Origin of the sequence: Micromonospora sp. WMMA1363, assembly GCF_030345795.1 — a bacterium.
Lineage (GTDB): Bacteria > Actinomycetota > Actinomycetes > Mycobacteriales > Micromonosporaceae > Micromonospora.
The window spans coordinates 901,730-923,422 of record NZ_JAUALB010000001.1; the positions used below are offsets into that span (position 1 = coordinate 901,730).

Here is a 21,693-nt window from a genome sequence, read left to right on the forward strand (position 1 = left end):
CTCGTGGACACGGAGACGGCAGGCGTCCAGGGCGGACAGCCGGACGCGGAGGGGTTGCCGGCATCGTACGCGGACGCCGGCCGGGTGCGTCACGATGCCGCGCCGGGCGGTGGGGAGTTCCGATGAAGATCGGTATCCTGTCGTACCACTTCCCGCCGGAACCGGCCTTCATCCCCGGCAGCCTCGCCGAGGAGCTGGCCCGCCGCGGCCACGAGGTGCGGGTGCTGACCGGCTTCCCGGACTACCCGGGCGGGCACGTCTACCCCGGCTGGCGCCAACGCTGGCACCACGAGACCCGCAGCGAGCGGCTGACCGTGCGCCGGGTGCCACGCTATTCCCGCGTGGACGGGTCGGTCCGCGGCCGGATGGCCGGGTACCTTTCGTTCGCCGGCAGCGCGTCCGTGGTCGGCCGGCGCTTCTTCGGCGGTGTCGACGCGCTCTACGTCCACCAGCCGCCGGCGACCGCCTTTGCCGCCGCCGCGCTGCTGCGGCTGCTCGCCCGGGTCCCGACGGTCCTGCACGTGCAGGACGTCTGGGCCGAGGAGGAGCCCCCGGCCGCCGGTGAGCCCGGCCGATGGGCGGCCCGGATCGCCGGTGCGATGGCGCGGTGCTATCGGGCGGCCGACCGGGTCGCGGTCGCCGCGCCGTCGTTGCGCAAGCTCGTGGTGGCGGCCGGGGCCGATCCGGCCCGGGTCGAGGTGGTCCTGAACTGGACCGACGAACGGATCTTCCACCCGGCCCGGCCGAGCGTCGCGGCGCAGCGGCTGGTCCGCCGGGACGACCGCTGCGTGGTCATGCACGCCGGAACCATCGGTGCGCGACAGGGCCTGGAGACCGCGGTCCGGGCGGCGGCGACGCTCGACGGCACGATCGACCTGGTGCTGCTCGGCTCGGGCGAGCAGGAGCGGCGGGTGCGGCGGCTCGCCGGTGAGCTGCGAGCGGACAACGTGCGCTTCGTCGAGCGGCGTTCCCCGCTGGACATGCCCGAGCTGTATGCCGCCGCCGACTACCAGTTGGTCATGCTTCGGGACCTTCCCGAGTTGCGCAGCACCCTGCCCGGCAAGCTCCAGGCGGCGCTGTCCTGTGCGGCGCCGGTCGTCGCCTCGGCCGGGGGTGACACGGCGGAGCTGGTCGAGCGGACCCGTGCCGGGCTGTCCTGCCCGCCGGAGGACTGGACGGCGCTGGCCGACCGGTTCTGGCTGGCCGCCACCATCCCGCCCCCTGCCCGGGCCGACATGGGCCGCCGCGGCCGGGAGGCGTACCTGGGGCAGATGTCCCTGCCGGCGGGCGTGGACCGGATCGAGCAGCTGTTGGGCGACGCGACCGCCGGACGCTGAGCCCACTCGGACAACCGTCGTATGACATGGATTAGCCACATCTGTGATGATTAAAGGGAAATATTCCTATATGCCCTAGTTCGGGGGAATGGGGTGGGGTGTGGGGGAGAGCGTGGTGCCGCGGCGAGGGCACTGTCGACCCCGACGGCGTCGCCGCGCCGGCCCGCGCCGCGCCGTGCTCGCCGCCCTGGTGGCCGGCTCGGTACTGCTGGTCTCGGCTGGCTGGGTCGGTCTCCGCGGTTGGCAGGCGCGCGCCCACCTGGTCAACGCCGCCGGGCTGGCCCGGGACCTGAATGCCCAGCTGGTCGCCGGGGACGCCGGCCGGGCCCAGCGGACTCTCGCCGCGCTTCAGGAGCAGTCCGGTGCCGCCCGCCGCGCCACTGGCGGCCCCGGCTGGTGGCTCGGCGGGCGGACCCCGTATGCCGGGGACGACCTCGTGGCCGTACGACGGATCGCCGTGGCCCTGGACGACCTTGCCCGGGAGGCGTTCCCACCGCTGCTCCGCGCGGACCTGTCGACCATGCTGCCGCGCGAGGGGCGGCTGGATGTCCAGCGGCTGCGGGTCCTCTCCACCGATCTCGAGGCGATCGACGCCGCCGTCCAGCGGGCCCGGTCGGACCTCGCCGACGTGCCCGCCGGTGACCTGGTCGCACCGGTCCGGCAGGCCCTCGCCGACCTGCGGGGGGAGATCGACCGGCTGGCCGGGCTGACCGCGGCGGCCGACCAGGCCGCCCGACTGCTGCCGTCGCTGCTCGGCGTCGACGGGCCGCGACGCTACCTTGTGGTCTCCCAGAATCCCGCCGAACTGCGGGCCACCGGCGGTCTCATCGGCGCGTACGCCCTGCTCGAGGCCGACGATGGGCGGGTCCGGCTCGGCAGCCAGGGCACCAGTGCCGATTTCGGGCAGTTCTCCCCACCGCTGAAGGTTCCGACGGAGGTTCGTGCCCTCTGGGGAGACCTGCCCGGGACCTTCCCCGCCGACGTCAACCTCAGCCCGCACTTCCCGACCGCCGCCGCCCTCTACCGAGAGATGTTCCGTCGTCGGACCGGGACGGTGGTGGACGGGGTGCTCGCCGTGGATCCGGTCGTGCTGTCGCACCTGCTGCGGGTCACCGGCCCGGTCCCGGTCCCGGGTGGCGCGCCGCTGGCTGGCGGCACCGTGGTGCGGACCCTGCTCAGCGACACGTACCACCGGATGGACGTTCGTGAGCAGGACCGGTACTTCGCCGCCGTGGCCGCCGCGGTGTTCGACGCGATGGTCACCAGGGATGTGAACCCGAGAGGCTTATTGTCCGCATTCGGGCATTCCATCACTGAACGCCGGATATTGTTCTGGAGTGCCCACCCGGAGGAGCAACGGACGCTCGGCGACAGCCGGATGGCCGGGGTACTTCCGGAGAAGGACACCGTGCCGACGGTCGGCGTGTTCCTCAACGACGGCAGCGGCGCGAAGCTCGGCTACTACCTCCGGCCCGAGGCGACCCTGACGGTCGGCGGCTGCCAGGACGACGGAACAAGGGAACTACGGTTGCGCGTCACCCTGCACTCGACGGCGCCGAGGGCGGGACTCAGCGAGTCCGTGCTCGGCCTCGGCCTGGCGGGCGACCCGTACACCGTCCGGACGCTGGTGTCGATATACAGCCCGGCCGGCGGCGGTGTGCTGGGCGCCCGACTCGACGGCGCCGACCTCCCGGTCGGAACCGGTGCCGAGCGGAAACGGCAGGTAGCGACGGCCACTGTGGAAGTCGGACCTGGTGCATCCCGCACCGTCGAGGTGAGCGTGCACACCGCGAAGACCGGCAGCGGGTCGGCCGCACTGTGGCTGACGCCGACCGTCACTCCATGGACCACCCAGGTAGTTACCGCACCAAGCTGTGATCAGTAGGAGGGAACCAATCATGCGGCTATCCCGCATCATCGTGGCGCTCACGGTCGGTTTGGCCGTGGCAGCCGTGCCGACCGCGGCGGGGGCTGCGCAGCAGCAGCCCGTCTATCCGCCGGGTGGAGTCGCGCTCTCCGTGGCCGACCCCCAGATCGTTCTCGGCAAGACCGTGACCCTGTTCGGACGAGGTTGGAACGGCGGGGAACGCATCCACGTCGGAGTGTCGTCGAGCCCGCTGGCCACCGCCATGTCCGCCATGCGCGGCAGCACCGGCGACCGGGTCGCGATGACGCCGGTCGCCTACCAGCGAACCCGCGACGAGCCGGACATCGGGGCGTTCGCCGCCCGCGCCGACGGCACGTTCGAGGTGACCTACACGCCGGCCCGCACCGGCACCTTCACCTTCGAGGCTTTCGGCGACCCGGGGCGGACAGCCACCGCCCAGGTGACCGTCCTGGCCGAGAGTCGCAGCGAGCTGCCGGTGACGGGCGCCAGCACCAGCATGCCGATGAAGGTCGGCGGTGGCCTGGTCGGCGTCGGTGCCGTCCTGCTACTCACGACCTTCGCGTGGCGCCAGCGGCACCGGATCAACCCGCGGAGCACGCGCTGACGTGACCGAGCGTCGGGCAGCGCCCGGACGACAGCCTCCCGGCGGGTGCTCCCTCGGGATCCCTCCCGAGGGGGCACCGTGCCCCCTCGGGAGCGGCGACGCGCCGCGTGCACCGGCACGGGTTTCCGCTGGTGGTGCACGCGGCGCCCACCACCAGCGGCTCGAGCGGCGGATTGGTCGACCGGGTAGCTGGGCGGCGGCTGACCGACCGGCCCGTCAGACCACCCCGTGCGCCACCATCGCCTCCGCCACCCGGCGGAACCCGTTGATGTTCGCCCCGGCCACATAGTCGCCGGGCAGTCCGTACTCCCCGGCCGTCGCCCAGCAGCGGGCATGGATGTCCCGCATGGTCTCCCGCAACCGCTGCTCCGACTGGTCGAAGGTCCACGAGTCGCGGCTGGCGTTCTGCTGCATCTCCAGCGCGCTCACCGCCACGCCACCCGCGTTGGCCGCCTTACCGGGTGCGAACCGGACGCCGGCGCGTCCGAGGATCCGCACCGCCTCGGGCGTGGTCGGCATGTTCGCTCCCTCGACCACCGCGACGCAACCACCGGCGACGAGTGCCGCGGCCTCCGCGCCGCCGATCTCGTTCTGCGTCGCGCACGGCAGGGCCACGTCGCAGGGCACCTCCCACACCGAACGACCGGCGACCGTGACCGCGTGCGGCACGTGTTGTACGTAGTCGTCCAGGCGGGTGCGGCGCTCCTCCTTCAGCTCCCGCAACAGCTCCAGATCGATGCCCTTCTCGTCGAGTAGGTAGCCGGTCGAGTCGGAGCAGGCGACCACCGTCCCCCCGAGCTGGTGCACCTTCTCGATCGCGTAGATCGCCACGTTCCCGGAGCCGGAGACCACCACCCGCTTGCCCGCCATGCTGTCCCCGGTCTGGCGCAGCATCTCCTCGGCGAAGAAGACCGCCCCGTAGCCGGTCGCCTCGCGGCGCACCTGCGCGCCCCCGTACGCCAGGCCCTTGCCGGTGAGCACCCCCGACTCGTACCGGTTGGTGATCCGCTTGTACTGCCCGAACAGGTAGCCGATCTCCCGACCACCCACCCCGACGTCCCCGGCCGGCACGTCGGTCTGCTCGCCGATGTGCCGGTACAGCTCGGTCATGAAGCTCTGGCAGAAGCGCATCACCTCCCGGTCGGTGCGGCCCTTCGGGTCGAAATCCGCCCCGCCCTTGCCGCCGCCGATGGGCAGCCCGGTCAGCGCGTTCTTGAAAATCTGCTCGAAGCCCAGGAACTTGACGATGCCCAGGTACACCGACGGGTGGAAGCGCAGCCCGCCCTTGAACGGACCGAGCGCGCTGTTGAACTCCACCCGGAAGCCCCGGTTGACCCGTACCCGGCCGCGGTCGTCCTCCCACGGCACTCGGAAAATCACCTGCCGCTCCGGCTCGCAGATGCGCTCGACGATCCGCGCCTCGACGTACTCCGGGTGCCGTGCCAGCGCCGGCCCGATGCTCTCCAACACCTCCCGAACGGCCTGATGGAACTCCGGTTCACCCGGGTTCCGGGTGACCACCCGGGCGAACACCGCCTCCACGGTCTCCGGCATCCCGACACGTCCCTTCGCTCGCTCTCGGCGGCCTCGTCGCCGCCCGCGTTGGCGTCCTCCGCCGAACCGTCCCCGGATACGGACCGTCCACCCCGTCCGGTTCACCCACCGCGCGTTCAGGGCGCTCGCACGAGGAGGTCGCCGCCGCCCGGGAGGACTGGATGGCCGGCCGGCGGTTCGGCCGGGTCGCCGACGACCCGACGCCGCCGCTGCCCGCGCCAGCGCTGCCCACTACCCGGCTGAAGGCCCGCGACCGCAGCGGCAACGTGCTCGGCTGACTTGACCGGCCACCACCCGGCTGAAGGCCCGCGACCGCAGCGGCAACGTGCTCGGCTGACTTGACCGGCCACTACCCGGCCGAACGTCCGCGACCGCAGCGGTAACGTGCTCGCTGACCGACCGGTTTCGGTCGGGTAGGCGTGGCGCCGGCCGGGACGGGTAGACGCCGCGCATGCCGACCATTGCCACCATCGAGGACAAGAAGCGTTTGGTCCGCCGGCTCGCCGGTGGCGGGCGTGGCTTCGCCGAGCAGTACGGCTTCCGGGTCACCAACAACCCGTCGAACCTGTTCCAGCTCCTCTGCCTCGCCGTGCTGCTGGCCCGAAGAGGTGACTTCCGGCGGGCGGTGGAAAGCGCCCATGCCCTACCCGCGAACGGATGGGACAGCGCGGCGCGGCTGGCCCGTTCGCTGCACACCGACCGGGTCCGGGTGCTCCGGGACAGCGGCCAGCGCGGGGACGTGGACGCGCTCGCCAGCACCCTCGGCGACCTGGCCCAGGCCGTCGTCGATCGGTATCGGGGCGACCTGCGCCGGTTGCGCGCCGCCACCGGGCACGATCCCGCCCGGGAGCGGGCGTTGCTCACCGAACTGCCCGGAGTGGACGCCGCAGTGGCGGACCTCTTCCTGCGGGAGGCGCAGGCGTTGTGGCAGGAGGTGGCGCCGGTGGCGGACCGCCGGGCACTGGCCGCGGCGCGCCGGCTGGGGCTCGGGCGCTCCGCCGACGATCTGGCCGGGTTGGCCGGTAGCGGCGAGTCCGAGCGGCTGGCCTGGCTGGTGGGCGCCCTGGCGCGGGTGGATCTGGAACGGCGGTACACCGAGGTGACCCGCTGATCGGACGTGCGTTAGGCCATAGTTGTTCGAAATCCCTGCCCGTTCGGGGGATGGGGTGCCTATGATGCTCGCGGCAGATGTGCCCGCCCGGTTCGGGCGTAGGTGACTGTCCGGTGGTGCGGCCCGGTTCGGACGCGCGACCTGGGACAGGCCGGTGCGTGGCGCCCCTTGTTCGCGGTTCGTGGCCCGGGGCGCCCGCCCGTCTGCCCGACGGCCCGGCCCGGCGTCGGAGGTTCCACGCCGGGGCCGCGTCAGGGGTTGCGCAGGTGCTGCGACACCCGCTGGTGCCGCTTGTCCCTCGCCTGCATCGAGCGCTGGGTCGCGTCGACCTCCGGGGCGGCCTCGATACCCGCCGAGCGGGCCACCTCGTTGCCGTTGGCGTAGTCGACCGGCGGCAGGGCGCGCAGCACGTCCGGCGGGGCCCCCTCCCGCTCGGCCTCGCGTACGACGTCGTCCTTCTCGGCCGGGTAGTCCAGGCTCGACAGGTACTGCAGTACGTCGGCGTACGTCGCCATGATGGTGAGCTCCTCGGGCATCGATCCGGTCACGACCGGCGGCGGTTACCCGCCCGGGTCGGCCTCACGCCCCTGACCGGCCGGTAACCGGCCCGGTTTCCCCGCCCCGCGCCGGGGGTAGACCCTGGGCCCCGAGTCGAGGAGCACACATGAACTACGACACCTTCGTCGACCAGGTCGCGCAGCGCACCCACACGCCCGCCGAGCAGGCCGTGGAGCTGACCCGGGCGACGTTGGAGACGCTCGCGGAGCGGCTGACCGGCGGGGAGGTGCTGGACCTGGCCGTGCAACTGCCCCGTCCCCTGCAACTGGTGCTGAAGCCGGGCCCGGACAACGAGTCGGCGCAGCGGCTCGGGGCGGCGGAGTTCGTCACCCGGGTGGCCGCGCGGGCGCAGGTGGACGAGCCGACGGCGCGGGACGCCGTCCGGGCGGTGTTCACCACGCTGCGGGAGGCGATCACCGGCGGTGAGTTCGACGATGTGGTGGTGCAGTTGCCCCGCGACTACCGGGACATCGTGGAACCGGCGATGGCGCCGGGCGCGACGTTGCGCCGGTCCTGACCGGACGGATCCGAGACCGGCACGGTCGCCGGGTTCAGGCGACGGCGCCCGCCGCCCGCAGGGCGGCGATCCGCTCGGCGTCGACGCCCGCCTCGGCGAGCACCTCGTCGGTGTGCTCGCCGGGCTGCGGCGGTGGGCGGCGCAGCGCCGTCGGGGTGCCGGAGAAGCGCGGTGCGGGGGCCGGCTGGGTCACCCCGTCGCGCGCGACGAACGTGCCCCGGGCCGCGAGGTGCGGGTGCTCCGGCGCCTCGGTCCAGTCGAGCACCGGGGCGACGCAGGCGTCCGAGTCGGCGAGCAGCGCCGCCCACTCGTCCCGGCCGCGGGTGCGGAACAACCGTGCCCACGCCTCCCGCAACGCCGGCCAGTTCGCCGGGTCGGCACGGTCGAGCGCCTCGTCGCCGGGCAGTGGGAAGCCGGTCCGCCGGACCAGTTCGGCGTAGAAGCGCGGCTCCAGGGCGCCCACCGCCAGGTGTTTCCCGTCGGCGCACTCGTACGTGTCGTAGAACGGGGCACCGCCGTCGAGCAGGTTGACCCCGCGTGGCTCCTGCCACCTGCCGAGCCGGCGCAGCGCGTGGATCTGTGTGCTCAGCACGGAGACGCCGTCCACGATGGCGGCGTCCACCACCTGCCCGGGCGCTCCGCCGCGCACCGCGTACAGGGCGCTGACGAGACCGAGAGCGAGCATCATCCCGCCACCGCCGAAGTCGCCGAGCAGGTTCATCGGCGGTACCGGACGCTCGCCGGCCCGCCCGATTCCGTGCAGCGCCCCGGTCAGCGCGAGGTAGTCGATGTCGTGCCCCGCGTACGGGGCGGCCGGGCCGTCCTGCCCCCAGCCGGTCATCCGTCCGTACACCAGGCGTGGATTGACCGCGTGGCAGTCCACCGGGCCGAGACCCAGCCGCTCGGTCACACCCGGCCGGAAGCCCTCGATCAGCGCGTCCGCCCCGGCGACCAGGGCGAGCATCGCCGCGCGGCCACCCGCCGACTTGAGGTCCACCCCGATCGAGCGGCGACCCCGGTTGAGCAGGTCCGGGTGCGGGCTGCCGAACGCCGCCGGGTCGACGTCAGCCGCCCGGTCCACCCGGACCACGTCCGCGCCCAGGTCCGCCAGCATCATCGCGGTGAACGGCCCCGGCCCGATACCGGCCAGCTCGATCACCCGTACACCGGCGAGGGGGCCGGCCGGGACGTTGTCGGTCACCGGGCCACGATAGGCGCTCGCGGGTTCGCCCCGTAAGGGGAGGAACGGTGGCGACGGAGACCGGAAGATGGTGTCGGTCGACTACGGGGTCGGGAAGTCCGATCGACTGGACTGCGACGTTTTCCCTGCACTCGCATTCCGGGATCGCTCCCACCGTGGTTTCGGCGCGCTCGACTGGCGGGCGTGGTTGACCTGACCTAACCTTGTCCCGACGAGGGGAGTACTTCCCCGAACCATTCCGGTCAGTACGGCGGGCCCGGAGCGCGCCTCGGGTGGTTGCCCGCAAAACGTGGGTGAAGGAGACCTCGAGCATGACACCGTGTTCGAGGAGGCTCCATGACCGAGTTGTACCTTGCCGCCGAGCTGCGGTCGGTAGGCACCCCGACGTTGTGGATCGCCACCATCGGCGGTGTGATCCTGCTGCTGGTGCTCGACTTCCTGGTCACCCGACGCCCGCACGAGGTGTCGATCCGGGAGGCGCTGGGCTGGTCCGCCTTCTATGTCGCGCTACCGTTGGCCTTCGGTGCCTTTGTCTGGTCCCGGTTCGGCTCGTCGCAGGGCATCGACTACCTCACCGGCTACCTGGTGGAGAAGTCGCTGTCGGTCGACAACCTGTTCGTCTTCATGCTGCTGCTGTCCGCGTTCGCGGTGCCGTCCGTGCTCGCCCAGCGGGTCCTGCTCTTCGGTATCGCCGGCGCGCTGGCCCTGCGGGCGGTCTTCATCGCCCTCGGCGCCGCCGCCCTTCAGACGCTCGACTTCGCCTTTCTGCTCTTCGCCGTCATCCTCCTGGTCACCGCGGCAAAGCTGCTGCGTGACGCGGTCTCCGGTCATCAGCCGGAGGTCGACATCAACAAGATGCGGTCGGTGCGCCTGCTGCGGAGGTTCATGCCGGTCACCAACGACTACCACGGCACGCGGATGACCGTACGACTCGACGGGCGGCGGACGCTGACCCCGTTCGCTCTCGTGGTGGTCGCGGTGCTCGCCACCGACGTGGTCTTCGCGGTCGACTCGGTGCCTGCCGTGTACGGCATCACCGAGGACCCCTACCTGGTCTTCGCCACCAACGCCTTCGCCCTGCTCGGCCTGCGGGCGCTCTACTTCGTCCTGCACGCCGCGCTGAGCCGGCTGATCCACCTCAGCTACGGCCTGTCGATCATCCTCGGCTTCATCGGCGTCAAGCTCGCCCTGCACTGGGCGCACGGCATCTGGGACAACGTCCCGGAGATCCCGACGCCGATCTCGCTGGTGGTGATCGTTGCGGTGCTCGCGGTGGTCACCGTCACGAGCCTGCGCGCGACCCGTGCCGGCCAGCCCGGCGAAAGGAAGATCGTCACCGAACGTCACTGACGGTCACCCGGCACGGTCGGCCTCCGGCCGACCGTGCGTGTCCGCCCCGCCCGGGTGGTAGGACTGACGGGTGGGAATCGTGTCACCGGGTTTCCAGGGGCGGCCCCGCTCGGCGGAGCCGGCCCTACCGCCGGGCCAGTACCTGACCGAGGACTTCCCCGTGCTGTCGGCCGGCCCGACTCCGCGGGTGCCGCTGGACACCTGGGAGTTCGTCATCACCACGGAGACCGGCGTCGAGTACCGGTGGACGTGGGACGAGATGACGGCCCTGCCGCAGGAGGCGCCCACGGTGGACATCCACTGCGTCACCCGCTGGTCGAAGCGCGACACCAGGTGGCAGGGCGTCTCCCTGGACACGTTCCTCGACGGCGTCGACACCGGTGCCCACTACGCGCTGGCCCACTCGTACGGCGGGTACACCACCAACCTGCCGCTGGCGGACCTGCGCGGCGGGCGCGCCTGGGTGGCGTACGGGTACGACGGGAAACCGTTGCCCGCCGAACACGGCGGACCGGCCCGGCTGCTGGTGCCACACCTGTACCTCTGGAAGTCCGCGAAGTGGGTGCGCGGCATCCGGTTGGGCACCGCCGACCAGCCTGGATTCTGGGAGACCGCCGGCTACCACGACTACGGCGACCCGTGGCGTGAGCAGCGGTACCAGGGCGACTGATGGCAGCCCCGACGGCTGGTGCGCGGGGCGCCCCGCTGACCTGGCGGGTGGCCCGGTTGACGGAGCGGCGGGTGGAGACACCCAGCGCCCAAACCCTGGTCCTGGCGGTTCCGGGCTGGCCCGGGCACCTCGCCGGGCAGCACGTTGACGTGCGGCTCACCGCCGAGGACGGCTACCAGGCCGTCCGGTCGTACTCGCTGGCGGCCCCCGCCGTCGACGCGCGGATCGAGCTGACCGTGCAGCGGGTGCCCGACGGCGAGGTGTCGCCCTACCTGATCGACACGTACGCCGAGGGCGACCCGGTGGAGGTGCGCGGTCCGATTGGCGGGTGGTTCGTGTGGCGGCCGGAGAAGACCGCGCCGGTGCTGCTGGTGGGTGGTGGTTCCGGAGTGGTTCCGCTGATGGCGATGGTGCGGGCCCGGCGCGCCGCCGGCAGTCGTGCGCCGTTCCGGCTGGTCTACTCGGTCCGGACGCCGGCTGACGTCCTCTACGCCGAGGAGCTACGGCGCCGGGCCCGCGACGACCTCGGCCTCGACGTGGCGTACCTGTACACGCGGGAGGCGCCCGAGGGCTGGCGGGGGGAGCCGCACCGGATCGGGCTCGCCGACGTGAACACCCACGGCTGGCCGCCGGCCCTGGAACCGATCTGCTATGTCTGCGGCCCGACCGGCTTCGTCGAGACCGCCGCCGACCTGCTGGTCGGTCTGGGGCACCAGACCCGCCGGGTGCGGACCGAACGCTTCGGCCCGACCGGCTGACGCGCCGAGGAGGAAACATGACCGAGATGTCCTATCTGGACGGCAACATGTTGGACGGCCCGCTGCGGGAACTGTTCGCCGTCGACCTCAGTGCCGCCGCCGGTCGGTGTGACCACTGCGGCGCGCTCGGCCCGATGGCCGCGCTCCAGGTCTGGTCGCAGGCCCCCGGCCTGGTAGGGCGCTGTCCGACCTGCCACGAGGTGATGCTGCGCCTGGTGCGGGCGCCGGACCGGGCGTGGCTGGACCTGCGGGGCGCTACCTTCCTCCGGGTGCCGATGCCCCCCGACCGGCCGATCCCACGCCCACTCTGAGCCGTCCTGCCGGGCGGGGCAACCCGCCGGGAGCGATGGTCGCTATCGTTGCCCCGCTACGGGCGAAAGGCAGGGACGGCGATGGCGGGTCTGGAACGACGGACGGTGCTGACGGCACTGGCGGGGGCGGCGATCGGCGGGGTGGCCGTCGGCACGGTGGCGCCGCGCGCCGGGCACGCAGCAAGCGACGACGGCTACCGCTCGAACACCGAACTGTACGCGGACCCCGCGCTGGCCGAGGGCACCGACTGGGCCCGCCGATACCGGCGGCACGGCACGCTCGACGACGAGCTGGGCCCCGGCGTCCCGCTGGTGGTGCTACCCGCGGTCGCCGCGATCGCCCGCACGGCGGCGGCATCGAGGTTGGCACCTCGGAACTCTGCCTCGCGGTGGCCGGCTACCACCCGGCCACGTCGACCCCGATCGAAACCACTGCCCCGTTGTACGACTACTGGCTGTTCGAGGGCCTGCGGTCGAGCGGCAACGGGGAGCTGCACGTCACCTCCACCAGCTGCGACGACCCGGTGGCCGAGTCGCTGGGCGGCGGCGCCCGGCACGCGGTCTCCCTGCACGGATGCACCGCCGGCCAGGTCGGGCTCCCCGACACCGGCCAGGCGGTCGTTGTCGGTGGCCTGGATGCCACGCTGAAGGCGTATCTGCGACAGGAGTTCGCGGCCGCGGGCATCACCGCACTGGACGCCGCTGCTTTTCCCGCCCTGGCCGGAGTCAACCCGCAGAACATCGTCAACCGGACGCTGACCGGGTCGGGCGCCCAGCTTGAACTGACCACGCCCTTGCGTAACGCCATGTTCGGCACTAACACCCGGGCCCAGCGCAAGAACACCACGCTGCCGCTGTTCTGGACGTTCGTGGCCGCGACCCGGGCCGCTGTGGCCCGCCGCGTCGCCGTCTGAGGGGCACGCCGGGGCTTACCCGGGTCGGCCACCGAGGGTCGATATCGGGCGTCGGTCAGATCCGGGAGGTGAAGGCGGTAAGGAAGTGGTGGCGTGATCATTCCGGCGTTGTCGAAGCACGTCCACCTCGGCGTCGAACGCGTACGACCACGGCCGGGTGAGGTGGCAGTAGTGCGGGCCGAAGCCCTGCGCCACCACCTGCGCGTGCGTCTCCTTGACGCCGAGCTGCGGGAAGGTCACCAGGTAACGCCCGGCGGGAGCGAGCGCGCCGACGGTGTTGGCGCCGACGCCGAGCACCGAGTTGTCGTTCGTCGCGCGATCTGTGGGAAGCGGACCAGGAACCGGCCGGGTGCGAGCTTGGCGCCCTGCGCCCACGCGGCCGGGAACGCCGTCTTCCAACTGCCCCACTGGCGGCTGGTGTCCCGTCGCGTCAGCACACGCGGAATCACCCGGAGCGGGTGAAGCCCGACCGACCGCGAGCGGCGCTCGCACGGGGCAGCGGCCTGGTTCGACCCAGCCCGGCTGGCCGCCGGTCGGTTGGGTGACCGGCCGGCCGGGCCTCGACCGTTGCCGTCCAGGCGACGGCGAGCCGAGCTGCCGACCACGTTTGCCCCGCCGGCTGTGGGGAACCGGCCCGGAATGACGAAGCCTCGTGTGGTGATCGTGGGGGCCGGGTTCGCCGGTTACCACGCGGCGAAGACGCTCAGCCGGCTGGCGAGGGACCGGGCCGAGATCGTCCTGCTGAACGCGACCGACTACTTCCTCTACCTACCCCTGCTGCCCGAGGTGGCCGCCGGGGTGGTGGAACCGACCCGGATCACGGTGCCGCTGGCCGGCACGCTGGACGGCGTCCGCATCGTGATCGGTGAAGCTGACCACGTCGATCTGCAGAACCGCTGGGTGGGTTTCACCCAGCCGGAGGGGGAGCGTAACCGGATCGCGTACGACCGGCTCGTCCTCGCCGTCGGCAGCGTCAACAAGCTGCTGCCCATCCCCGGGGTGACCGAGTACGCCCACGGTTTCCGCAGCCTGCCCGAGGCGCTCTACCTGCACGACCACGTGGTCCGGCAGATCGAGCTGGCCGAGCAGGCCGCCGATCCGGCCGAGCAGCGGGCCCGGTGCACGTTCGTGGTGGTGGGCGCCGGCTACACCGGCACCGAGGTGGCTGCCCACGGGCAGCTCTTCACCGATCGGCTGGTCGCGCAGCGACCCCGGCTGAAGATCCGACCGCGATGGATGCTGCTCGATGTGGCGCCGCGGGCGCTGCCAGAGCTGGACCGGCGGATGTCGGACACCGCCCACCGGGTCCTCGACCGGCGTGGTGTCGACGTGCGGATGGGTACCTCGGTGGGAATGGCCACCGCCGACGGGGTGAAACTCACCGACGGCGAGTTCGTGCCGACCTGCTCGCTCGTCTGGTGTGTGGGCGTCCGACCGGACCCGTTCGTTGCCCAGCTCGGGCTTCGGACCGAGAAGGGCCGGTTGGTGACCGACGAGTACCTGAACGTTCCAGGCTTCCCCGAGGTGTACGCGTGCGGGGACGCCGCGGCGGTGCCTGACGTGATCCGCCCCGGGGAGGTCTGCACGATGACCGCCCAGCACGCGCAGCGGCAGGGCAAGCTGGTCGCCCACAACATCGCCGCCTCGTACGGGCAGGGCGGTCGCCGGCCGTACAAGCACCACGACCTGGGCTGGGTGGTCGACCTGGGCGGCAGGGACGCGGCGGCCAACCCGTTGAGAGTCTCCCTGTCCGGGCTGCCGGCCAAGGCGGTCACCCGCGGCTACCACCTGCTCGCGATGCCCGGCAACCGGGCCCGCGTGGGGGCCGACTGGCTGCTCGACGCCACCCTGCCCCGCCCGGCGGTGCAGCTCGGCCTGGTCCCCGCCAACGCCGTCCCCCTGGAGAGCAGTTCCCCGGAGGTGCCGGCCCGGGCGTAGGGCGGTGATTCCGGTCAACGCCGGAGCGCGGGCCGGTGGCGCCCCGCCGGCCCGCGGGCTCCGGGTCAGCCGCTCGCCATCCCGGCGCCCACCTCGTCGATCGCGTCGTCGACGGCGTCCGCCAGGTCGATGTCCTGTGCGGTCACCGCGCGGGCCTGCCGGGACCAGACGGTCAGCACCGCGGTGGTGGCGTCCGGCCGGCCGATCTTTGGCCGGCGCCCTGTCTCCTCCCGGAGCCGGTCGAGGCGGTCCAGCACACGGTCGAGGTTGTCCGCCGGCAGCTCGATGGTTCGCGACAGCCTGTTCCCGTCGCCGGACCAGTACGGACGGTCGGCAAGCGCCGCGCGCAGCTCTGCCGCGCCGAGTGGTGGGGTCGCGCCCACCACTGTGCCCCCGGGGCGGGCGGGGAGAGCAGGTCCCGCAACCCGTCCGGGACGTGCAGCGACTCGACCAGGTCACCGTCCCGGTCGGTCAGCGCGGCGAGGGTCGCCTGGACCTGGTAGCGGGCCTGCTCCGGGTCTCGGGCGCTGAGCCGACCCACCTCGTCGAGGAAGCCGGGCAGGTCGGCGTGGTTTCCGACGCCGTCCACCGGCGTGACGTCGTGCAGCTTGGTCGGCACCGCCCGCAGCAGCCGTAGGCGTTCGGCCTCGCCGAGGGCGGACGCCAGTACCAGCACGGTCGCCTCCACCCCCACCTTGGCGGTGGAAAAGTCGACGCCGGCACGGCGTCCCACGTCGTGCACCAGGTCCTGATACCCCATCGTGGCCACGCCCGCGTGCCCGGCATCCGGTATCGGCCGCGGATTGCCCGGGACGCCGGCCGGTGGCGGTGCGGGCCCGCCGCGAGTGGTGCCCGGCTTGTGGCGGCCTGCCGGCGGCGGGCCGTGCCGTTGGCCATGGTCGAGGTGGGTCGGTTGCTTCGTGGCGCTCAGGCTGGCGCCGGTCTCGCTGGCCCGCATGCCGCGTTCCCGGGCCTGGCGGGCCAGCGCACGGCGACGTTGGTTGTCGCCCTCCATCTGCTTGCGCATGGTGACACCTCGCTTCCGCTGGTGTTTCCTGGCTTCCAGCCGGTCGATTTCCCACCGTCACCGGCCGTGAAACGGACGTTGCCGGCCGCGATACGGACGTTGCCGGCCACGAACCGGACTGCGGTTCCCGGGCGGACCCGGCGGCGAGCTTCATCCGGCCGAGGTGAGGGTCCTTCACCCGGCGTGGCCGGACGATCGCAGTGGACCGGATCCTCCGAGGCACCCGGAAGGGAAGGTCGTGATGAAGCGAATCGTCGAGATCGTCCCCGCCCGACCCGGCTGGTACGCACGCTGGCGTCTCGCTCCCGGCGACACCCGCTGCTATCCGGTCAGCCTGTGGGCGTTGCTGGAGGAGGTCGACGGCACCGGCCGCGAGGTGATCGGAGTGGACTGCGTCGGGCAGTGGCCTGGGGCAGACGACAACGAGGCGGGTGGGGAGTTCGTCCGCTACCTCTTTCAGACTCCCGACTCGGGCGTCCCCGAGGACGCCGAGCCGCCGCCGGCCGTACCCGAGCGCGCGACCGGCCCCCGTCGGCAGGCGGTTCCCGCCCCCTGAACAGCACTCCGGCCCCCGGCCCCCGGCCCCCGGCCCCTGGTCCCAGGGCCGGGGGCCACCCCCCGGGGGCGCCAGGGATGCTGTCCGCCACACGGGCCGGGCCCGCTGTCCGAGCCCCCGGTCGATGCTCCCGGTGGTGGTCCCGCCCAGCGGGCCGGACTGCCCGGGTGGCCCCGTCGCCTTGGCCGTGTCGGGCCACGCGGTGACGCTTCCGCGTCGCGCCGACCGGCTCGCCGCTCGCATGCCGAATATTTTTCTCGAACCCCTTCGGCGGTCGCTCGGAGCGCCGAGGATTCGAAGGTGGGGAAAGAGGTACCAGCTTCCTGGGGGGCGACAGTATGAGGTTCTCCGTCGTTGCGACCGGCTACGATCGCCGACAGGTGGATTCCTGCCTCGACGAGCTCGGCATCCGGTTGACCCGGCTCGCGGCGCGGGCCGAGGGCGCCGCCGGTGCCGGACGGGAGTGGGACGAGGTCCGCGAGGAGGCCGCGGGCCTGTGCGGGCTGTTCCAGCGGCTCGACGTCGGCGACGGTGGCGACGGCGCGGTGACCCGGTGGTACGCCGGCCCGGTCGAACGAGAGGCCGCCGAACTGCTCGCCCGGGCGCGCCTGGAGCTGGACGCGGCGCGCGAGGAGGCCCGGCAGGTGCGCGAGCAGGCGTACGCGGAGGCGGTGCAGGCGCGTCGCGAATTCGAGGAGGCGCTGCACGCTCGCCGCCGACGCGAGGCCAGGGTGGACGAGATCCTCGGCGGCAGGCCCGTGGAACCGGTGCCGGCGGACACTCCGACTGCCGCTGCCGCGGCGCCGGTTCGCGACCGCGCCGTAGGCCGGACCGTCGGGTGAGGTGCCTGGCCGGCCGGGCGGTTCCGGTCTCTGCTGTCCCCTTCACCGAACTGCCGCTTCGCCTTCCGGTTGCCGACCCCATCTGCCGGTCGCCGAGGCGACGACCCGTCTCGGTCAGCGCGGTTGACCTCCGGCCGTCGGACGAATCGGGATGTCAGGTGGCGAGTGCGGCGACCACGGTGGCCGCCAGTACCTCGTGCTGGGCGTACGCGTCGGGGAAGGCTGAGACCTGCACGGCCTGGGCCGCCCCGGCGACGCTCATCGCCTGCCATCCGGGGATCTCCCGCAGCGCGTCGTAGAAGGCCTGTGCGGCGTACGACGGGCGCATCAGCTGTGCGACCGTGCCCCAACCGCTGCTCGGTCGCTGTTGGAACAGCCCGACCGAGTCGTGGTCCCAGCCGACGGCCTCGTGCGGGTAGTTCTGCGACTCGGGCACGACACCGTTGGCGTAGTTGAGCAGGGTGCTCTCCTGCATGGCGGTGGCGACGGCGACGACGAGGGCACGGCGGGGCATCTCCAGGCCCTGACCGACACCCACGATGACCTTGGCGTTGTCCATCTGGGCCTGGCTCAGGCCGGCGACCGGGCGTGGCCGGGCTGGCTTGGTGGGCTTCGGCTTCTCCGACGCCTTCGCACTGGCCGACGGGGACGGCTGCACGGTCGGGCTCGGGCTGGCCGGTGTGGGGGAGGCGGCCCGGTCCAGTGACCGCGAGGCGCGGTCGTCGCTGGCGGCGCGCTCGGCCACCGCCTCCGCGACCGGGGTCCGGTCGGTGTCGGCGGTGTCGCGCGTGCTGGTGAACACCGCCACACCGAGGAGGCAGGTCACGCCGGTTGCGAGCGCGATCCGCACCGGGGCCGACGCGAGCATCGCGCGGCCGCGGTGGGGCGCCACAGCGGAGCGATGTCGGCCGGCCGTCCGTTCGGATGAGGTGGTCTCAGCGGAACGGGTAGCTGGTCGCGTCTCTGTCGTCGTCTGGTCGAAGGTGTCGTCGGGGTGCACCCGCCGAGGCTAGAAAGAGGAGCGCGGGTTGCCATCAGCCGATTTGGTGGCATGCACCACAATTCGTGGCGGTGGCCGGGGTGAAGTGTCCGATGATGCCAGTAAAGCCGCTTCTGGAGCCTATCCGTCATGCCGGAATTGCCGGGTGGGAAGGGTGACGGGGGTACAAGTGGCCGATCTTGGTGTGTCCTGGACCGGATGCTGGTGTTCATCCCCTGAACGGCCGAGTGGCCTTCGGATGTATGGATGGGTTGCCGCTGTTCGGAGGTGCCGTGCGGGTGATCGGTGCCGGGTGAGGTGAGTCAGTGCCGTCCGTTCTCCGCCGGCGTCACCGTCAGCCGGTGCCGGCTCGCGTCCCCGCTGGAGAACGGCCAGAGCCGGTCGGCGTACTCGACCAGCACGTCCAGCTGCTGGCGGGTGAGGCCGACGGACGAGATGGAGGCATGCACGTCGGCCAGGTACCGGCCCTCGTCGTCGCGACCGAGCTTCGCCTCTGCCCGCACCTGCACGGTGTGCGCCTCGTCGGTGATCTCCCCGGCCGCCTCCACCGCCGCGTGGTGCAGGCAGGACGCGAAAGCGGCCGCGAGCAGCTGCGACGGGCTCAGTCCCGTGCAGTGCTGGGCCAGCGGGGACGCCAGGGCGGTGGAGAGGCCGCCGTCGTCGGTGCGGACGTGGCCGCCCTCCGCCGTCGCGGTGGCCGTCTCGTCCAGCCAGGAACTGTGGTGCGGCATCGCGGTCCTCCCGTCACTCCCGGCACGGCTACCCGGCGCCCGGCCGGTGAAACCGCTCCCCGATGCGGTGGCGTGCCGGCCAGGCCGGGTGTCACTTCCGGAACGGGCGCGACGCGCGCCGCCTCGTCCGTCGCGGGTCGGCACACGGCGACACCGTCGCCGCCGGCTGCCGGTCAGGGAAAACCATCGCGGAACGGTCGGCGGGTTCGCCGGGTGCGGTAGCTTCCGAGTCGGGGAGACACGCGTGCGTCGAGGCGTACCGGGAGCGGAGGCGCGATGAGCCAGGTGACCGTACGCTTCGTCGGCGGACCGGCCCACGACCTGGTCCGCCCGCTGCCGGCCGACGCCGACGGAACCCCACCGACCCGCTGGGTGCTGCGCCACCCCGACGGCCGGGGCCCCGCCGTCGGCGGACCGGACCACCTCTACGAACGCGACCGGCCGGACGGTGCCGGAACCTGGACGATGCGGTTCGTTCACAGCTACCCGGTCGGCATGTCGGAGTAGCGTGCACAGCGGGCGCACAGCAACCGCACAAGCGGAGCACAGCGGACGCGCCCACGATGGGGGCCATGGTGACCAACGAACAGGCCGGTCCGGCCCGGCTGGAGCTGCGCCGCCCCGATGGCCAGCCCGTTCGCGTCCTGGTGGTCGACGACGAACCCACCCTGACCGATTTGCTGTCGATGGCTTTGCGCTACGAGGGCTGGCAGGTGCGGACCGCGGGCAACGGGATGACCGCGGTCGGCACGGCACGCCAGTTCCGGCCGGACGCGGTGATCCTCGACGTGATGCTGCCCGACCTGGACGGCTTCGCGGTGCTGCGTCGGTTGCGTGAGGTGTCCCCGACCGTGCCGGTGCTCTTCCTCACCGCCCGGGACGCCGTCGAGGAGCGGGTCGCCGGGCTGACCGTCGGCGGTGACGACTACGTGACCAAGCCGTTCAGCCTGGAGGAGGTGATCGCCCGGCTGCGGGCGCTGCTGCGCCGCTCCGGTTTCGCGGTCGCCGCCCGCGAGGAGGCGATGCTCGCCGTGGGTGACCTCACTCTCGACGAGGACAGCCACGAGGTCCGTCGGGACGGCCAGCTGATCACGCTGACCGCCACCGAGTTCGAGCTGCTGCGCTACCTGATGCGCAACCCGCGCCGGGTGCTGAGCAAGGCGCAGATCCTGGACCGGGTCTGGAACTACGACTTCGGCGGCCAGGCGAACGTGGTCGAGCTGTACATCTCGTACCTGCGGAAGAAGATCGACGCCGGTCGCCAGCCGATGATCCATACCCTGCGCGGCGCAGGCTATGTCCTCAAGCCCGCAGACTGACCGACCGGGTCGGCTGCGGCGGTGGCTGGCCGGTTGGTCACTGCGGGCCCGCCTGGTGGTGATCCTGGTCGCGCTGCTCGCCGTGGTCAGCGTCGCCATCGGCGGCATCACCACGGTGGCGCTGCGGCATTTCCTGATCGATCGGGTGGACGCGCAGCTCATCCCGCCTCCCGGGCCACGTGATCCGCGACCCTTTCCCCGGGTGAACTACCCGAAAGAGACGCTGGAGATTCCGCCTGGCCTGCCCGTGGGCTCGGTGCAGGCCATCCTGGCCGACGGCCGGGTCGTCAAGGCGAAGATCCAGACCGGCGGTCAGCAGGGCGGGGAGACAGTCCCGCCCGACGAGGTGACGGCGCTGGGCCGACTGGTGCCCGGCGAACCGCCGCGCACCGTGGACCTGGGCGACCGCGGCGAGTACCGGGCGATCAGCCGGCAATGGCCGAACGGCATGGTCACCGCATTCGCCCTGCCGCTGTCCAGCGTGGCGGAGACCGTGCCGTGGATGGTCTCCCGCACGGCCGGCGTCACCGGTGCCGGGCTCATCGTCGCTGGCGCCGCCGGCGCGCTGATCGTCCGCCGCACCCTGCGCCCGTTGCGGCGGGTCGCCGCCACCGCCGGCCGGGTCAGCGAGCTGCCGCTGGACCGGGGCGAGGTGGCGCTGTCGATCCGGGTGCCGGAGGTCGACACCGACCCGCGCACCGAGGTCGGCCAGGTCGGCGCCGCGCTCAACCGGATGCTCGGGCACGTCGCCGCCGCACTCACCGCGCGGCAGGCCAGCGAGACCCGGGTGCGCCAGTTCGTCGCCGACGCGAGCCACGAGCTGCGCACCCCCCTGGCGGCAATCCGGGGGTACGCCGAGGTGGCCCGGCGGGGCCGGGACCGAATGCCGCCGGACGTGGCGCACGCGTTGCGCCGGGTCGAGTCGGAGAGCATCCGGATGACCAGCCTCGTCGACGACCTGCTGCTGCTGGCCCGGCTCGACTCCGGCCGCCCCCTCGCGACGGAGCCGGTGGACCTCACCGCGCTCGTGGTGGACACGGTCAGCGACGCGCACGTCGCCGGGCCGGAGCACCGCTGGCAGCTCGACCTTCCGGAGCGGGTGGTCCAGGTGCCCGGTGATCAGGCCCGGCTGCACCAGGTGCTGGCCAACCTGCTGGCCAACGCCCGGGTGCACACACCGCCCGGCACCACGGTCACCACCGGTCTCACCGTCGCGCCGGACGCCGCGGTGCTCCGCGTCGCCGACGACGGCCCCGGCATTCCCGCGGACCTGCGACCGGAGGTCTTCGAGCGGTTCGCCCGCGGGGACAGTTCCCGGTCCCGGGCGCACGGGAGCACCGGACTCGGCCTGGCCATCGTCGCCTCCGTGGTGGAGGCCCACCACGGCGCGGTGTGGGTGGAGAGCCGACCCGGCCGCACCGTGTTCACCGTGCGGCTGCCCAATCCCACAGCCGATACATAGCCGGCGCACGGGCGTCGGCCAGCCTCGCCCCGAACGCTTGCCGGC

General features: G+C 72.7%; 22 protein-coding genes and 1 pseudogene. 16 read left to right on the top strand and 7 right to left on the bottom strand.

Annotation, left to right across the window (positions count from 1 at the left end; translation table 11 throughout):
• The first annotated feature begins 122 nt into the window (after positions 1-122).
• The 3 genes from QTQ03_RS04125 to QTQ03_RS04135 all read left to right on the top strand — a co-directional run bounded on the left by QTQ03_RS04125 (position 123) and on the right by QTQ03_RS04135 (position 3,829).
• Positions 123-1,337: a glycosyltransferase family 4 protein gene (locus QTQ03_RS04125; protein ID WP_289276796.1), complete on the top strand. Its 1,215-nt coding sequence runs from the start codon at positions 123-125 to the stop codon at positions 1,335-1,337.
• A gap of 115 nt (positions 1,338-1,452) precedes the next feature.
• The gene (locus QTQ03_RS04130) at positions 1,453-3,222 is read left to right on the top strand and encodes a DUF4012 domain-containing protein (RefSeq protein ID WP_289276797.1); all 1,770 of its coding nucleotides are present in this window, start codon (positions 1,453-1,455) and stop codon (positions 3,220-3,222) included.
• 13 nt (positions 3,223-3,235) lie between these two features.
• Positions 3,236-3,829 (top strand): hypothetical protein, encoded by a 594-nt coding sequence (locus QTQ03_RS04135; protein ID WP_289276798.1) that lies wholly within the window; start codon positions 3,236-3,238, stop codon positions 3,827-3,829.
• A 216-nt stretch (positions 3,830-4,045) separates the two neighbouring features.
• Here QTQ03_RS04135 and gdhA read toward each other — a convergent pair whose 3' ends face one another.
• A complete protein-coding gene (gene gdhA, locus QTQ03_RS04140) occupies positions 4,046-5,383 on the bottom strand; it encodes an NADP-specific glutamate dehydrogenase (RefSeq protein WP_289276799.1) in 1,338 nt (445 codons plus the stop codon).
• A 451-nt stretch (positions 5,384-5,834) separates the two neighbouring features.
• Here gdhA and QTQ03_RS04145 point away from each other — a divergent pair, with 451 nt between their 5' ends.
• Positions 5,835-6,494, top strand: a complete 660-nt coding sequence (locus tag QTQ03_RS04145; RefSeq protein WP_289276800.1) for a hypothetical protein — start codon at positions 5,835-5,837, stop codon at positions 6,492-6,494.
• Positions 6,495-6,745: 251 nt separating this feature from the next.
• Here QTQ03_RS04145 and QTQ03_RS04150 read toward each other — a convergent pair whose 3' ends face one another.
• Positions 6,746-7,009, bottom strand: coding sequence for a DUF2795 domain-containing protein (locus QTQ03_RS04150; protein ID WP_289276801.1), 264 nt, complete (start codon positions 7,007-7,009; stop codon positions 6,746-6,748).
• Between the two features lie 149 nt (positions 7,010-7,158).
• Between QTQ03_RS04150 and QTQ03_RS04155 the strand changes: the two genes are divergently transcribed.
• Positions 7,159-7,569: a DUF2267 domain-containing protein gene (locus QTQ03_RS04155; protein WP_289276802.1), complete on the top strand. Its 411-nt coding sequence runs from the start codon at positions 7,159-7,161 to the stop codon at positions 7,567-7,569.
• A 34-nt stretch (positions 7,570-7,603) separates the two neighbouring features.
• Here the strand turns inward: QTQ03_RS04155 and QTQ03_RS04160 are convergent, their stop codons facing one another.
• On the bottom strand, positions 7,604-8,770 hold the full coding sequence (locus QTQ03_RS04160; RefSeq protein WP_289276803.1) for a CaiB/BaiF CoA transferase family protein: 1,167 nt from the start codon (positions 8,768-8,770) through the stop codon (positions 7,604-7,606).
• A gap of 336 nt (positions 8,771-9,106) precedes the next feature.
• Here QTQ03_RS04160 and QTQ03_RS04165 point away from each other — a divergent pair, with 336 nt between their 5' ends.
• The 5 genes from QTQ03_RS04165 (at position 9,107) to QTQ03_RS04185 (ending at position 12,773) form a co-directional block, all read left to right on the top strand.
• Positions 9,107-10,120 carry a TerC/Alx family metal homeostasis membrane protein gene (locus QTQ03_RS04165; RefSeq protein ID WP_289276804.1) on the top strand — a complete coding sequence of 338 codons (1,014 nt, stop codon included), beginning with the start codon at positions 9,107-9,109 and terminating at the stop codon, positions 10,118-10,120.
• Positions 10,121-10,199: 79 nt separating this feature from the next.
• The gene (locus tag QTQ03_RS04170) at positions 10,200-10,790 is read left to right on the top strand and encodes a sulfite oxidase-like oxidoreductase (RefSeq protein WP_289280665.1); all 591 of its coding nucleotides are present in this window, start codon (positions 10,200-10,202) and stop codon (positions 10,788-10,790) included.
• Positions 10,790-11,548: a ferredoxin reductase gene (locus tag QTQ03_RS04175; protein WP_289276805.1), complete on the top strand. Its 759-nt coding sequence runs from the start codon at positions 10,790-10,792 to the stop codon at positions 11,546-11,548. The genes QTQ03_RS04170 and QTQ03_RS04175 overlap by 1 nt, the downstream gene beginning before the upstream one ends.
• 17 nt (positions 11,549-11,565) lie before the next feature.
• Positions 11,566-11,859 (top strand): DUF6510 family protein, encoded by a 294-nt coding sequence (locus tag QTQ03_RS04180; RefSeq protein ID WP_289276806.1) that lies wholly within the window; start codon positions 11,566-11,568, stop codon positions 11,857-11,859.
• 35 nt (positions 11,860-11,894) lie between these two features.
• A complete protein-coding gene (locus tag QTQ03_RS04185; RefSeq protein WP_289276807.1) occupies positions 11,895-12,773 on the top strand; it encodes a poly-gamma-glutamate hydrolase family protein in 879 nt (292 codons plus the stop codon).
• A 15-nt stretch (positions 12,774-12,788) separates the two neighbouring features.
• Here the strand turns inward: QTQ03_RS04185 and QTQ03_RS04190 are convergent, their stop codons facing one another.
• Complete coding sequence (locus tag QTQ03_RS04190) at positions 12,789-13,070, bottom strand: hypothetical protein (RefSeq protein ID WP_289276808.1); 282 nt, start codon at positions 13,068-13,070, stop codon at positions 12,789-12,791.
• Positions 13,071-13,412: 342 nt separating this feature from the next.
• Between QTQ03_RS04190 and QTQ03_RS04195 the strand changes: the two genes are divergently transcribed.
• Positions 13,413-14,711 carry an NAD(P)/FAD-dependent oxidoreductase gene (locus QTQ03_RS04195; RefSeq protein ID WP_289276809.1) on the top strand — a complete coding sequence of 433 codons (1,299 nt, stop codon included), beginning with the start codon at positions 13,413-13,415 and terminating at the stop codon, positions 14,709-14,711.
• A 65-nt stretch (positions 14,712-14,776) separates the two neighbouring features.
• Here the strand turns inward: QTQ03_RS04195 and QTQ03_RS04200 are convergent.
• Positions 14,777-15,738: pseudogene (locus tag QTQ03_RS04200) on the bottom strand (4a-hydroxytetrahydrobiopterin dehydratase).
• Between the two features lie 241 nt (positions 15,739-15,979).
• Here QTQ03_RS04200 and QTQ03_RS04205 point away from each other — a divergent pair.
• The gene (locus tag QTQ03_RS04205; RefSeq protein ID WP_289276810.1) at positions 15,980-16,294 is read left to right on the top strand and encodes a hypothetical protein; all 315 of its coding nucleotides are present in this window, start codon (positions 15,980-15,982) and stop codon (positions 16,292-16,294) included.
• Positions 16,295-16,632: 338 nt separating this feature from the next.
• Complete coding sequence (locus QTQ03_RS04210; RefSeq protein ID WP_289276811.1) at positions 16,633-17,136, top strand: ATPase; 504 nt, start codon at positions 16,633-16,635, stop codon at positions 17,134-17,136.
• A 154-nt stretch (positions 17,137-17,290) separates the two neighbouring features.
• Here the strand turns inward: QTQ03_RS04210 and QTQ03_RS04215 are convergent, their stop codons facing one another.
• Together QTQ03_RS04215 and QTQ03_RS04220 are read right to left on the bottom strand one after the other, a co-directional pair.
• Positions 17,291-18,136: a hypothetical protein gene (locus tag QTQ03_RS04215; RefSeq protein WP_289276812.1), complete on the bottom strand. Its 846-nt coding sequence runs from the start codon at positions 18,134-18,136 to the stop codon at positions 17,291-17,293.
• A 302-nt stretch (positions 18,137-18,438) separates the two neighbouring features.
• The gene (locus QTQ03_RS04220) at positions 18,439-18,867 is read right to left on the bottom strand and encodes an OsmC family protein (RefSeq protein WP_289276813.1); all 429 of its coding nucleotides are present in this window, start codon (positions 18,865-18,867) and stop codon (positions 18,439-18,441) included.
• A 276-nt stretch (positions 18,868-19,143) separates the two neighbouring features.
• Here QTQ03_RS04220 and QTQ03_RS04225 point away from each other — a divergent pair, with 276 nt between their 5' ends.
• The 3 genes from QTQ03_RS04225 to QTQ03_RS04235 all read left to right on the top strand — a co-directional run bounded on the left by QTQ03_RS04225 (position 19,144) and on the right by QTQ03_RS04235 (position 21,648).
• The gene (locus QTQ03_RS04225; protein WP_289276814.1) at positions 19,144-19,374 is read left to right on the top strand and encodes a DUF8847 domain-containing protein; all 231 of its coding nucleotides are present in this window, start codon (positions 19,144-19,146) and stop codon (positions 19,372-19,374) included.
• 65 nt (positions 19,375-19,439) lie between these two features.
• Positions 19,440-20,186, top strand: coding sequence for a response regulator transcription factor (locus tag QTQ03_RS04230; protein WP_289276815.1), 747 nt, complete (start codon positions 19,440-19,442; stop codon positions 20,184-20,186).
• Entirely contained in the window at positions 20,164-21,648 is a 1,485-nt protein-coding gene (locus tag QTQ03_RS04235) for a sensor histidine kinase (RefSeq protein ID WP_289276816.1), read from the top strand. Before QTQ03_RS04230 ends, QTQ03_RS04235 begins: the two co-directional genes overlap by 23 nt.
• The last annotated feature ends 45 nt before the right edge of the window (positions 21,649-21,693 follow it).

What these genes read in the sequence shown, in the direction of transcription:
- QTQ03_RS04230 (WP_289276815.1), top strand. Translation starts at nt 19,440, where the DNA reads ATGGTGACCAACGAACAGGCCGGTCCGGCCCGGCTGGAGCTGCGCCGC.
- QTQ03_RS04225 (WP_289276814.1), top strand. Translation starts at nt 19,144, where the DNA reads ATGAGCCAGGTGACCGTACGCTTCGTCGGCGGACCGGCCCACGACCTG.
- QTQ03_RS04195 (WP_289276809.1), top strand. Translation starts at nt 13,413, where the DNA reads ATGACGAAGCCTCGTGTGGTGATCGTGGGGGCCGGGTTCGCCGGTTAC.
- QTQ03_RS04210 (WP_289276811.1), top strand. Translation starts at nt 16,633, where the DNA reads ATGAGGTTCTCCGTCGTTGCGACCGGCTACGATCGCCGACAGGTGGAT.
- QTQ03_RS04145 (WP_289276800.1), top strand. Translation starts at nt 5,835, where the DNA reads ATGCCGACCATTGCCACCATCGAGGACAAGAAGCGTTTGGTCCGCCGG.
- QTQ03_RS04135 (WP_289276798.1), top strand. Translation starts at nt 3,236, where the DNA reads ATGCGGCTATCCCGCATCATCGTGGCGCTCACGGTCGGTTTGGCCGTG.
- QTQ03_RS04180 (WP_289276806.1), top strand. Translation starts at nt 11,566, where the DNA reads ATGACCGAGATGTCCTATCTGGACGGCAACATGTTGGACGGCCCGCTG.
- QTQ03_RS04205 (WP_289276810.1), top strand. Translation starts at nt 15,980, where the DNA reads ATGAAGCGAATCGTCGAGATCGTCCCCGCCCGACCCGGCTGGTACGCA.
- QTQ03_RS04125 (WP_289276796.1), top strand. Translation starts at nt 123, where the DNA reads ATGAAGATCGGTATCCTGTCGTACCACTTCCCGCCGGAACCGGCCTTC.
- QTQ03_RS04150 (WP_289276801.1), bottom strand. Translation starts at nt 7,009, where the DNA reads ATGGCGACGTACGCCGACGTACTGCAGTACCTGTCGAGCCTGGACTAC.
- QTQ03_RS04220 (WP_289276813.1), bottom strand. Translation starts at nt 18,867, where the DNA reads ATGCCGCACCACAGTTCCTGGCTGGACGAGACGGCCACCGCGACGGCG.
- QTQ03_RS04185 (WP_289276807.1), top strand. Translation starts at nt 11,895, where the DNA reads ATGGTCGCTATCGTTGCCCCGCTACGGGCGAAAGGCAGGGACGGCGAT.
- QTQ03_RS04165 (WP_289276804.1), top strand. Translation starts at nt 9,107, where the DNA reads ATGACCGAGTTGTACCTTGCCGCCGAGCTGCGGTCGGTAGGCACCCCG.
- QTQ03_RS04155 (WP_289276802.1), top strand. Translation starts at nt 7,159, where the DNA reads ATGAACTACGACACCTTCGTCGACCAGGTCGCGCAGCGCACCCACACG.
- gdhA (WP_289276799.1), bottom strand. Translation starts at nt 5,383, where the DNA reads ATGCCGGAGACCGTGGAGGCGGTGTTCGCCCGGGTGGTCACCCGGAAC.
- QTQ03_RS04175 (WP_289276805.1), top strand. Translation starts at nt 10,790, where the DNA reads ATGGCAGCCCCGACGGCTGGTGCGCGGGGCGCCCCGCTGACCTGGCGG.
- QTQ03_RS04235 (WP_289276816.1), top strand. Translation starts at nt 20,164, where the DNA reads ATGTCCTCAAGCCCGCAGACTGACCGACCGGGTCGGCTGCGGCGGTGG.